11 protein-coding genes are annotated in these 12,252 nt (G+C 27.7%); all 11 read right to left on the reverse strand.

From position 1 onward, the window contains the following. Positions 1-5: 5 nt before the first annotated feature. A complete protein-coding gene (locus ACQPUW_RS10790) occupies positions 6-938 on the reverse strand; it encodes an ABC transporter ATP-binding protein (protein WP_430837495.1) in 933 nt (310 codons plus the stop codon). A gap of 11 nt (positions 939-949) precedes the next feature. Then, complete coding sequence (locus tag ACQPUW_RS10795) at positions 950-1,519, reverse strand: TetR/AcrR family transcriptional regulator (RefSeq protein ID WP_430837496.1); 570 nt, start codon at positions 1,517-1,519, stop codon at positions 950-952. A gap of 340 nt (positions 1,520-1,859) precedes the next feature. Next, positions 1,860-2,360, reverse strand: coding sequence for a hypothetical protein (locus tag ACQPUW_RS10800; RefSeq protein ID WP_430837497.1), 501 nt, complete (start codon positions 2,358-2,360; stop codon positions 1,860-1,862). 324 nt (positions 2,361-2,684) lie between these two features. Next, positions 2,685-3,611: a 2-dehydropantoate 2-reductase gene (locus tag ACQPUW_RS10805; protein ID WP_430837498.1), complete on the reverse strand. Its 927-nt coding sequence runs from the start codon at positions 3,609-3,611 to the stop codon at positions 2,685-2,687. Positions 3,612-3,656: 45 nt separating this feature from the next. After that, on the reverse strand, positions 3,657-4,757 hold the full coding sequence (locus ACQPUW_RS10810; RefSeq protein ID WP_430837499.1) for a PTS transporter subunit IIC: 1,101 nt from the start codon (positions 4,755-4,757) through the stop codon (positions 3,657-3,659). Between the two features lie 910 nt (positions 4,758-5,667). Continuing rightward, positions 5,668-6,279: a response regulator transcription factor gene (locus ACQPUW_RS10815; protein WP_430837500.1), complete on the reverse strand. Its 612-nt coding sequence runs from the start codon at positions 6,277-6,279 to the stop codon at positions 5,668-5,670. Positions 6,280-6,484: 205 nt separating this feature from the next. Continuing rightward, positions 6,485-6,970: a signal peptidase I gene (locus ACQPUW_RS10820; protein WP_430837501.1), complete on the reverse strand. Its 486-nt coding sequence runs from the start codon at positions 6,968-6,970 to the stop codon at positions 6,485-6,487. Positions 6,971-7,065: 95 nt separating this feature from the next. After that, positions 7,066-8,037, reverse strand: coding sequence for a hypothetical protein (locus ACQPUW_RS10825; RefSeq protein WP_430837502.1), 972 nt, complete (start codon positions 8,035-8,037; stop codon positions 7,066-7,068). A gap of 25 nt (positions 8,038-8,062) precedes the next feature. Next, on the reverse strand, positions 8,063-8,740 hold the full coding sequence (locus tag ACQPUW_RS10830) for a hypothetical protein (protein ID WP_430837503.1): 678 nt from the start codon (positions 8,738-8,740) through the stop codon (positions 8,063-8,065). 70 nt (positions 8,741-8,810) lie between these two features. Continuing rightward, positions 8,811-9,371 carry a hypothetical protein gene (locus ACQPUW_RS10835; RefSeq protein ID WP_430837504.1) on the reverse strand — a complete coding sequence of 187 codons (561 nt, stop codon included), beginning with the start codon at positions 9,369-9,371 and terminating at the stop codon, positions 8,811-8,813. 544 nt (positions 9,372-9,915) lie between these two features. Further along, positions 9,916-12,168 carry a glycoside hydrolase family 3 N-terminal domain-containing protein gene (locus tag ACQPUW_RS10840; protein ID WP_430837505.1) on the reverse strand — a complete coding sequence of 751 codons (2,253 nt, stop codon included), beginning with the start codon at positions 12,166-12,168 and terminating at the stop codon, positions 9,916-9,918. Positions 12,169-12,252: the final 84 nt, after the last annotated feature.

A 12,252-nucleotide genomic window follows, 5' to 3' on the forward strand; every position in this document is an offset into this window, starting at 1 on the left:
TCCACCTAATCCCTTAAAGTTCTACCTGTTAGATTCAGGAAGACAGTTTCTAAATTTTGCTCTTCAGTAACTATATTTTTTATTTTCACATCATTCTCTATAAGCTTTAAAATTATTTTATCTAGATTATTAGACTCCTTTAAAGTGCTTACCCTTAATCCGTCTTTCCACTCTACCTTTTCTACTCCTTTAACTGAAGACAGTATAGTTGTATCTATTTCATCTACATCAGTTGTGGAAATGTTATAAACGACCTGTTCCTCCATTTGTCCTTTTAAGTCTTCTAATGTTCCTTCTGCTATAATTTGTCCATTATCAATTATTAAAGCTCTATCACTTATTGCCTCTACTTCCTCCATATAGTGAGTGGTATATATTATAGTTGTTCCATTATTTCTTAATTCTTTAATTGATTCTAAAATATGATTTCTTGATTGTGGATCTATCCCAACTGTAGGCTCATCTAATATTAATAGTTCAGGCTCATGTGCTAAAGCGCAAGCTATATTTAATCTTCTCTTCATTCCTCCAGAGTAAGTCTTAGGCAGATCATTAGCTCTATCTAAAAGTCCAACCATCTCTAATGCTTTCTCAGATTGAGCTTTTAGTTTTTCTCCTTTTAATCCATAAAAACTTCCAAAGTATTTTACATTTTCTAAAGCTGATAAATTTTCAAATATGGCTAAGCTTTGCGGGACTATACCTAGTTTACTTTTATATTCCTTTTTGTTCGTTAATATATCTTTTCCCATAAATTTCATATTGCCTTCTGATGCCTTAAGAGCTGTAGAAAGTATATTTATTGTAGTACTCTTACCAGCTCCATTGGGTCCCAAAAACCCTAAAATTTCTCCCTTATTTACAGAAAATGAAATTCCTTTAACAACTTCCTTATGACCATATTTTTTCTTTAAATTGCTAACCTCTAATATCTTCATAAATTTCCCCTTTATATTTTTCTACATTTCATACCATTGACTATATCTACACAAGTATCCTTTAACATCTCAATAATTTTTTCATCTGTTAGTTCTGATGCAAAAGCTTCATTTGTAGCCATTATTGATAATCCAACTTGAAAAGCCTCTAACTTAGTTAAGAGCATTTTAAGTTCTTCTTCTGAAAAATTTTTAAGTTCTTGGTCATTTTTCATTTCCTCAATAATTATTGGCATAATGTTTTCATTGTAGACCTCTAAATAACTACTTTCTTTTAATAAAAGATCCTTAAAAATTGTGCTATAATTCTTAGCAAATTTTATACTAGCTATCCCTATATCAAAAAATGCATCTCCCGTATTTTGTTCTACTATCATATCAGTACTAATTTCTTGTACTTTTGAAATCACAGCCATTTTCAATTCATCTACTTCATTAAAGTTTACATATATAGGTGCAATTGAGCTTTTTAATTTTGAAGCAACTTTTCTTATAGTTATGCTATCCATACCTTCCTCTCTCGCAATTTCAAATGCAGCATCTATAATTTGTTCTTTAGAAAATTTGTTTTTTGGTGGCATTTCTATTACCTCTTTTCTTATGGTATATTATATATCTAATGATACATATCGCTTGATATATATAATTTTACATCATACTTACATATATTGTAAATATGTTTTTATAATAAATTTTATATAAGAAAACCGTACCTATATATATGGTACGGTTCTTAGTTAAAATTTATTTATTATCCTACTTTATTTTTATTGTCTGTGAATTTTTATAATTGTCTAATGGAAGTCCATGATTTCCATAATTAAGTTCTATATTCTTATCTATATCATTAAATACTGTAAAAATAGCACTTAGAACGATTCATTAACATGCTCATTCTAAGTGCTATATCTAATATTATTTTTAACGTTCATATTTGATTTTAGAAGTAATTTCAGCTATAACTAGTTGATTATATCGTATTTTTTCTAATTTCAATTCTCGATTTACAATAAAGTGAGTCTCAACAGAGTACCAAATAAATACCCAACACGCTATAGCTAAAAATTGTGCAAATGCTGTATTTATATCTGTTAAAATATATATCATTACTGCAAGAAGTAAACCAATAATAAGCGTAGCAATTGATAAAAGATTATTTCTTTTTATATCATATCCTACGGAAATCACTTTCTTATTAAATGTATTATAAACTGCCTCTTTAAACTTCTCAATACTACCATCTTCCTTAAACTCTACATAAATTTTAATTTTATCATTTTTATATCTTCTACTTACCTCTTTAATAAGATATTCTTCTAACTCACTTGAAAGATTAAAGTCATCAGGAGCATAAAATTCATCTAACATATCATCTTCATTATCTAAATAAACAGAAATCTTATCATTAAAACTACTACTCATAATCCTTACCCTCTTATTAGTTATTAATTTTATATATTTTAGTATTCTCATTTATAGTTTTATAATTCACCGTTTATTATTGCAGTTATCTTTATTACAACATTTATTCCTATATTAAAAGGATAATATATAAGTAGTAATAATAATTTTATTAATATTATAAGACTTTCATAATAATTTATATTGCTAATAAAAAATATTTTCATGACACAAAAAGAGCAAGGTTATATTAAACCTTGCTCTTAAAAAATATTATAAATAACATAAGTTAAGAATATTAAAGTACGTTATTTAGTATTAAAAATTAATATTTTATCATTAATCCTAAACAAGTAAATCTTCTTTTGCATGAATGAAGCTAGTAATTAAATCATTATATGGAGCAGCTATTCCTAACTCTTTTGCTTTTCTTGAAACATATCCATTAATGTAGTCAATTTCTGTACGACGATGATGTTGAATTAAATCTTGGTGCATTGATGGGTAATGCTCACCAGCTTGACTTGGATCATATATTGCTTCTATTCCCTTTGCAGTTTCTTCAACATCTAATGTTACTCCATAGTGTTTTGCTACTTCTGAGAATTCAGTAATAATTTTACGAATTATATTTGAAGTCTCACCTAAGCTTCCAAATTGTTTTATGTTGCAATCTAAAAGTGTACAACAACTATTTAAAGTGCCGTTAACGCAAGCTTTACGCCATGTTGAAAATACTACATTTTCACTATAATGAGCTTTTAAGTCAGCTTGACTTAACACATCACAAATTTCTTTCGCTGCATCAGTCATACTTGAATCAATATTTTGAACTTCTAAGCTACCATCACCAGTTAATGTAACATGACCCGGTCCAACTAATCCTGCTGTCCATAAAGTTACTCCCATGAAGATATTCTTCTTATCTATATATTTAGCAACTGTTTCTTCATGTCCTAGACCATTTAATAAGCATAATACTTTAGTATTTGGCCCTAAGATATTTTTAATAGAAGTTAACATCGCTTCTAATCCCATTGATTTAGTAAATAGGATAACTAAATCTGGAACTTCTGTTGCATCCTTTGGTAGAACAGCTGGAATTTTTACATTTTTGCTTGTTCCATTTTCATCAATTCTTAATCCATTTTCATTGATAGCTTTTACGTGATCTTCCCAACCATCAATTAATACTACATCATTTCCTTGTTTATGTAACATATAACCATAACGTGAGCCCATTGCGCCGGCTCCAGCAATTGCGATTTTCATTAGTTATTCACACTCCAATTCATTAGTTTTATATAAATTTTTTCATTAGCTTTGTATAAATTTAAAAATTTCATCTGTATATAAATGTAAAACTTTTCTGCAAACTAGGTCAATTATAAATCCACCTACAAATGGGATAACGATGAAAGCTATGATAGCGCTAGCGATAGCACCTGCTGCTCCAGCCGCTGCATTAACAGAAGCAATTGGACCAACTAAACCAACTAGACCAAATCCAGCACTACTTGGTGTTCCAAGAATGTTGAACATATATGCTCCAATTCCTCCTAAAATAGCATTAGCAACAACTGGAATAGCTAATCTTGGATACTCTACTAAGTTTGGCATCATCATTTTCATTGCTCCTAATAATACAGCTAAAGTAACTCCACTTTGGTTTACTCTTCTTGAACCAATAACTAATATAGCTGTACAAGCAGCAACACCAACAGCTGCAGAACCTGCTCCTAATCCAGTAACTCCGATAGCAATACCAATAGCTACTGTTGATATTGGTGAAATGATTAAAATTGAGAATGAAACACTAATTAAAATAGCCATTAATAATGGTTGTAAAGTAGTAAATGTATTAATTAAGTCACCTATATAAACAGTAATTTGTTTTACATAAGGAAGCATGAATAAACCAATAGCACCAACACCTGCACCTACGATAATTGGTAAAAGTAAAACTGTTAATGATCCTAATCTATCTCCAATTAAACGAATAACATATACTGCTAAAAAGGAAACTAGCATAACATTTATTAAATCACCAATTCCCACCATTTGCACTCCTGCTTCAGTAACTTTATAAGCTCCTGAACCTAAAAATGCTGCAGCACCAACGATAATTGATTGCATAGGGTTAAATTTAAATTGTAATGCGATTAAAACCCCAACCATTACCGGAACAAGGAATTGCATAATATTTACAACGTTATAAAGATCTCCAAAGATTGGATAACTTCCTCTTAATGCTTTAAAAATTTCTCCTAAAATTGCGTTTGGTATTAATCCAACAACAATTCCTGTAGCAGTTCCAGCTAAAACTTTATTTAGATAATCTTTTGGAGTTAATCTATCAGTTTTAGCCTTTGCTACTTGCTGATCTTTTTTCTTCTCAGATGTACTTGTCTGTGACATTTTTTCGCCTTCTTTCTTTTGTTAAATATTTTAATCAATATCTATTTAATGAAAAAATAAATACTAACTAAATAGCTAACTTTTACTGAAATCAACTATGTTATAATATAAGCTAAAATTAAAGATTACTTATATATAAGTATTTCAAAAAGGTTATTAAAATATAACTAAGTATTATAGAAAAGTAGATTTTACTGTTTTATTTATGTACTCTATGTTGTTAAAAAAATATCTATTATATATAAAAAAAATGATACCTGTTTAAATAAATATAAACTATTTTATCTTGTTCTTATTTAAATAATATTTGCTTCTTCTTTAGTTAATATCCTCTACATATTTTATTAAATCACCTAAAACCATTTATTTTCAATTAGATGATATATCATAAATATGCTTATTGATTTTATCTAAATTATTCCAATTATTTAATTTATATAACGCTTTTACTTTTCTATCAATACAGTATAAATATACACACGAAATAATTATTTAATATTTCAATGTTAAATTTTCTACAATTTAAAATATAGTTAACCTATAGTTATTTATAATTTATAAAATGACTTAGAAAATCTTACTAACCATTACCTCATGATTAAACATATTTTCTGTAAACGCCAGCCCTTATATATATTAATTTTACATTAAGGTATTTGTCAATAATTTTGTCGAAAAAACTTTATAAAAATTTCATTCTTTATATATATTTTCACAGTTTTGTTAACTTATATTAAAAATTTTTGTAATGTTTTTACTCATATAAATATTTTATACTATCTATCCAAATTATTATTTTAATCTACTTAGCATAAATTACGATCCTCTAATTTAATAAATAAGAGAAAAGAGATAATAAATATTTAAATTTATTATCTCCTTATTAATGTGTCATTATTATTTTTTTACTCTATATACATACATCTACGCTAACCTTATAAATTAACTCTTTTCTATTTTTCATATTTAACTTTGATAAAATGCTTGTTATATGTTTTTTTATAGTATGCTCTGTTATATATAGTTCCTTTGATATTTCTTTATTGCTAAGACCTTTCATAACTTTTTCTAAGACTTCCCTTTCTCTATATGTTAATGTTCTTAGCTTATTATAATTATTATTACAATCATCAGATATTACATGTTCTAGCAACTCCGAATCATAATACTTCTTACCATTTAATATTTTTCTTATTATATATACAAGATCATCTTTCTCTACCCTATCTACTATGTATCCATCTATACCTAATTTCAAAAGTTCAAAAAATATACTCTTATTATTGTGCCTATCATAACACAATATATTTGCTTTGTTAAATTCATCATCTATAAACTTTATATTATCAAGTATATCTTTTTCTATATCCATAAATATAAATTCAAACTTTGATAAATCAACCTTTCTAAGTTCAATAACACTTTTTAATCGGCTAACATTACAATTTTCAAATCTACTATGAAAAAATGCTTCCAATCCATCCGTAAATATAGATGATTTCGATATTATTAATATTTCCATACTCTCCCCCATGCTCTCCCAGATACAAACAAAACCCTTTTACATAAACTTATACAAAATAAAAAAACAAGTATATTTACCAATTTAATGAAATTATTAAATTGGTAATAATATAGTATCACATAGTTAATTTAAATTCTATTTACTTACTATATGTACCTTAAATATATAATTGGAGTTATGATAATATTTGCACTCATTTAATTTAATCCTTATAAGAAATTAGTATAAATATTGCTAATAATATTAATTCAATTGGTATAATCTTAGGATTTGATAAAAAATTAAATATATAACCTACCTTTGGTATTATAACCTTAACTTTTCCTATAATATTTTCTTCTTTCACAACTTCTGCATCTCTTACATTATTATTGTCACCTTTAGTAATATATCCATCTCCATCTACTTTTTCTACTATTCTATGAGTTATTATATTTCCGTCACTATCCTTAAATGTAACTATATCATTTACTTGTATATCTGATTTATTTTTATGTTTTACTATTACTACATCACCTGGATTAAACTCTGGTTTCATACTACCTGATAACACTGTATAACTTCTATATCCCACTAACTTAAAAATAGTTTCAGATTTAGCTGCTAAAAAATTTATTGATATTATCACAAATATACATACTACAGTAGCAGTTATTACTTTTGATATACTAAATTTTCTTATTGACATATTATTTTATCCTTTCGTTTTTAAGATTCGTCTAAAAAGCGGCATCAAATTAGATACCACTTTTTCTTTAAATTTCTATGAAACTATAATGATTTTTAATTATTTTTTAAGTCTTGTTTTTTATTTATTTCTTCAATTACTTCCTTATTATTTAATACGCCTTCATTATTCTTTTCTTTAGCTTCTTCTAAATTTTCTTCTAAGTTTTCATCTTTAACTTCTATATTTTCTTCTTCAACGTCTACATTATCTTCTTTATTATTCAAATTTTCTTCCTCTTTAGAAGGCTTATTTTCTTCTAAATTTATTGAAGAATCTTCTTCTTTATTCACTTGTTCAATATTTTCTATTTTATCCTTTGAATAATCTTTTTCATTCTCTTCTTTAATATTTATTTCGTTATTAGGTAACTTAAATTTAATCTTTAGATAATTTTCTTGAATAGATACAAAGCTAAATCCTTTACCTTCTATGTTATTGGAATTACTTTGATTAGCTATAACATTTAAATCTATTCTAACCTTATTTTCTTTTATACTATCTAATAAATCTGGTAGTACCTTATTCTTATCTATAGTTATTTTAACATTAGCATTTATAACTTCATTTTTATTCAATATAACTGGAGATTCATCTTCATATTTTAATTGAATTTCTTTATTTAATAATTCATTTAAGTTTCCACTTATCATTTTTATATTTTTATTATTATGCTTGTCAAAACCTACGCTATAATTTACATAATTAAAGATATCTCTATTTTCACTAACTAATTTAAATGTTAAACTTTGCTTTAATGTACCTGTATTTTTCATTTTAAATGTATGATTTATTTCATTTTCTTTTTTTGATAGAACTCCATCAAATCCTTTTGTTACATCTACAGATATACTTCCCATTTTTACAATTAAATCATTTAACACACTTTCTGTATCCTTAAAAAATGCATAGGTAGTCATATTTTGTGAAGTTACCATAACTAAACTAATAGCTAAAAGAATTATTGTAGTCTTTTTTCTAATATTATTTTTTCTAATATTGCTTCTAGTTTGTCTACATTTACTCATATACCTTTTCTCCTTCACATAGCAATTATTTTTTGCCTCTTATTAAGTTAATTCCAACTCCAACAGCACCTAATCCTAATAGATTAAATATATTGAATTCTATCCCTGTCTTAGGCAAACTATCTATGCTACTATTATCCTCTTTTCCAGTTGTCTCATCATCTTTTCCACTTGGATTAATTATATCTGTATCCATTTTATATTTAGTACCCATACTAAATATAACTTCAAGCGACTTAGCATCGTTACCCATTTCTTCATTGCTATCAATTACTAAACTTAATAATTCTTTTTCTTCTGGCTTTATATCTATTTTCTTTGGTAATACTATTTTTCTTTCCCTTGCTAATTTTTTCAATTTATCTTCAAATAACACTTCTTCTTCATACATTAACTTTACAGTACTATTTTCTAATAATTCAGCAACCTGTTTACTATTTGCATTTAAAATTTCATTTGTCTTTAAATCTTTACAAGATTTTAGTTCCATATATATAGTCTCTACTTTAACTGCGTTTTCCTCATTATTTTCTATATATAAACTAATATCTTCACTTTTTCCCGGATATAAATTTACACTCTCATTTAAACCAGGAGTTATAGATACAGATGCACTACTATCTGCAAAAGCGCTTACCGTATTAACAGATAAAACAGCTGCTATAACCAATGTTTGAACTAATCTTTTATTTATCTTTCCCATAACATAACCCCATATCTATATAAACAAAGCATCCTTATATAAAGAATGCTTTTGTTTATTATTATTTAGTTTATGAATTTTTTTGCTCTGCTGTTATAACAATAGGATTCATTGAATCTTCTAAATTGAAGTATGTGCTTTTCTTATCATTTCCAGTTTCTTTTAAAACTTCTACTTCTATATAGAATGAAGTAGCTTCTCCTGGTGCTAATATACGATCCTTACCTAAATCTGATTTTGCTGTATTGGTAATCTTAAATGAATCATTCTCAACCTTATCTTCTCCACCTGAAGCATTAAGTTTTTGTGAAAGAGAACCTTTATTTTCTACTCTAACACGCTTATAGAATTTATCTCCTGGTCTTACATTAGTAAATTCACCTTTATCATTCTTATCAGCTTCAGTTTCTTTGTCTTCTACTGGTTGCATACCTTGTCCTGGTATATCCTGTAAGTTTCCTGGAAGCCAACCATCTGGTGTTATTGTATCTACATCAATATTACCAGTAGTAATAACTAAATCAGATTTTTCTGTTGCTGAATCTGTAAACCATGCCTTAGTTCCAGCAAAAGTTCCTCCCACTAATAATGCTCCTGCCATAGCAAATGCTACAATTTTATTCTTTTTCATTTAAACCCCTCCATAAAATTCCCTTTTTTTTAAAATCTCAATAAAATTATACAATTTTCCCCTCTTAAAAATATATTACCTAAACTTCCCATTTTGCTCCCATTTTTTAACCAACTTTTGTAATATACAAACTTATACTTTAGTAGTATCTACTCATTCTGCTTAGATAAAAATTATAATCTTTTATATTATTCTATATAAAATTATTCAATTTCACCAAATAAATAAAAAAAGAGATAATAAATATTAAAATTTATTATCTCTCTTAGTATATTATGGGTATAAATTGTAGGAATAGTACCTACAATTTATATTTTAAGCTATTTAGCTTTTGATTGACTGAACATCCAATCTATCATTTCTTTATCTTGTAATGCTGGTATCCAAGAGAAGTGACCTATTGGTAGAACTGTTCCTGTTGGATACTCTGTACACTTAACTTTAGTTCCACCTAGTTCTTTTATTGCTTTTTCAGCATCTCTACTAAATCTAAAATCAACTAATGAGTTACTAGCTCCTAGGGTGTTACTAATTTTAATTTAATCTATTTAATTTTATACTTCTTAACTCTGTCGTCGTTTATAACCCCTTCAAAATTAAGTCCATATGCAAAATCATATACATTATTTAATTCATCTTTATAACATTCCATATCATGTGGTACGTCTTCATATTGACTTTCTACAGTTTCCATATTAGCTGGCATTTGGAATGGTAATAATCCACTTGGATTTACAGCTCCACTAACAATATCAAGTATTCCTTGAGTCTGTACTCCAAATTCAGCTATAATTCCATCTACATACTTTTCAAACTCTCCTACAACTGTAGGATTAGTCATATTTAAAGATACTATTACAGGCTTATCCCCAATACCCTTTTTTGTTTCTAATATTATATCTAAATCTGCTTCATTGCTTGCATAATTTGTTTTACCTTTATATGTTCTATTTGTAGACTCTTCTAAAGGATCTCCACCTGCAATACTTGTTTCTCTTGCATTTACAGCAGTATATGGTATATATTGTAAACTAATTGGTGAATATCCATCCTCTGCTGTATAACCAACAGTTTTAGGTGACTCTATAAATACTAAAGCGAAATCTGCCTCATCTATATTATCTGTTACATTATAGTACTTTTCTACTACACCTCTATTTACAGGATAAACCTCATGCTCTGGTATCACATTTCCAAACCAATCTTTAGATTCCTTAACTCTTCTTTTTGGTATATATACTGTTTTTCTTTCTTTAATAGGTAGTACATTATTTTTGTTTTTTAGCATAATAATAGATTTTAGTTGTGCTTCATAACCTTCTTTCATGTATTTAGCATTTCCAACTGTATTCTTTGTTTCTTCTATATCAAGATATGGATTTTCAAATAAACCTACTCTAAAGATATTACGTAATAATCTTACAGCAGACTTTTCAAATCTACTACGCATAAATTCTTCGCCATATTCTTTTACTCCCATTTTATAAGCTTCAATTACAGGTTGTGCTTCATTATTTCCTCCAAATTGATCCACACCAGCAATTAATGCTTTATAATGTCTTTCCTCCTCTGAAAGTTCTTCAACTCCCCAACATTTACCTGATATAAAGGCATCTAATACATGATTGTCCTTAGTTATCAACCAGTCTGTACATACAACTCCATCATATTGATATTTTTCTCTTAATAAATCATTTATTATATATTTGTTATAAGAATTACCTACATTCTCATTATTCTTTATATCTTGGTTATAGGATATTGTATAATATGGCATTATAGCAGAAGCGATTTTTGTTTTTCCTTTTAATTTAAATGCTCCTTCTGTGAAAGGCTTTAAATGCTCATCAAAATTATTTCCTGGGTATACTGCATATTTCCCGTAAGCATAGTGGGCATCTCTACCACCTTCGCCACTACCACCACCTGGCCAATGCTTAACCATAGCATTTACACTTTCATATCCCCAACCATCTTTTATTTCATATTCTTCAGTTGAATTTTGGAATCCATCACAATAAGCTTCAGCCATATCAGCAGAAAGCTTTGGATCTTCTCCAAAAGTCCCAAAGAATCTCATCCATCTTGGATCAGTAGCAATATCTACTTGTGGAGATAAAGCTGTTGCTATTCCTAAGGCTCTATATTCTTTTGCTGCAACTTCTCCAAATTTTCTAACTACCTCTGGATCAAATGTAGCTGCTAATCCAAGTGATTCAGGCCATTTTGAAATATCTCCACCAGCCCCTGCATTAAACTCACTATCTGCGCTTGCACCATGTCTTGGATCTGTACTAATATTTACTGGTATTCCAAATCCTAATTTTTCAGCTAAAGCTTGCATATTATTATTCCATTTTGCTGAGACTTCTCCACTATCTACTACTGTTAATAGTACATGTCTTAAATTATCATTTATTAAAAATTCCTTTTGCTCATCTGTTAAATCACTTATGTCGGCATCACTTTCTTCTAACTTTTTACCATTATATGTTCCTGAAAACATCTTAGAAAATGGATCATTCCCTGAAGAAACAGATTGGTGAGCACTATAAAGCATTAAGCCAGCTATTTCTTCAATACTTAACTTTGATGCTAAATCTTTAGCTCTTTCATCAACTGATAATCTCCAATCCTCATATTTTTCTAGTTTACCGCTTTTGCTTAAATTTTTAAAAGCAAGTCCATCTTTTTCAATTATTTTAACACCTGAGTCAGGATTATAAGCTATGTTTTGTCCACCTTCATTTATTATTATGTTATATCCATCTTTTTTAATTTCTTTCCAATTTCCCATTCTTATTCCTCCTACCATTTTATTGTTTATAAATTTGATTTAAAGAATATACTTTAGACCGCAATTAAATCGTATGTTAATTGA

The sequence above is a fragment of the Clostridium sardiniense genome (assembly GCF_050584765.1).
Classification (GTDB): Bacteria; Bacillota; Clostridia; order Clostridiales; family Clostridiaceae; genus Clostridium; species Clostridium sardiniense_A.

Bases quoted from the DNA above. Each gene is read 5' to 3' on its own strand.
- ACQPUW_RS10815 (WP_430837500.1), bottom strand. From the start codon at position 6,279: ATGGAAATATTAATAATATCGAAATCATCTATATTTACGGATGGATTG.
- ACQPUW_RS10810 (WP_430837499.1), bottom strand. From the start codon at position 4,757: ATGTCACAGACAAGTACATCTGAGAAGAAAAAAGATCAGCAAGTAGCA.
- ACQPUW_RS10790 (WP_430837495.1), bottom strand. From the start codon at position 938: ATGAAGATATTAGAGGTTAGCAATTTAAAGAAAAAATATGGTCATAAG.
- ACQPUW_RS10805 (WP_430837498.1), bottom strand. From the start codon at position 3,611: ATGAAAATCGCAATTGCTGGAGCCGGCGCAATGGGCTCACGTTATGGT.
- ACQPUW_RS10795 (WP_430837496.1), bottom strand. From the start codon at position 1,519: ATGCCACCAAAAAACAAATTTTCTAAAGAACAAATTATAGATGCTGCA.
- ACQPUW_RS10830 (WP_430837503.1), bottom strand. From the start codon at position 8,740: ATGGGAAAGATAAATAAAAGATTAGTTCAAACATTGGTTATAGCAGCT.
- ACQPUW_RS10825 (WP_430837502.1), bottom strand. From the start codon at position 8,037: ATGAGTAAATGTAGACAAACTAGAAGCAATATTAGAAAAAATAATATT.
- ACQPUW_RS10800 (WP_430837497.1), bottom strand. From the start codon at position 2,360: ATGAGTAGTAGTTTTAATGATAAGATTTCTGTTTATTTAGATAATGAA.
- ACQPUW_RS10835 (WP_430837504.1), bottom strand. From the start codon at position 9,371: ATGAAAAAGAATAAAATTGTAGCATTTGCTATGGCAGGAGCATTATTA.
- ACQPUW_RS10840 (WP_430837505.1), bottom strand. From the start codon at position 12,168: ATGGGAAATTGGAAAGAAATTAAAAAAGATGGATATAACATAATAATA.
- ACQPUW_RS10820 (WP_430837501.1), bottom strand. From the start codon at position 6,970: ATGTCAATAAGAAAATTTAGTATATCAAAAGTAATAACTGCTACTGTA.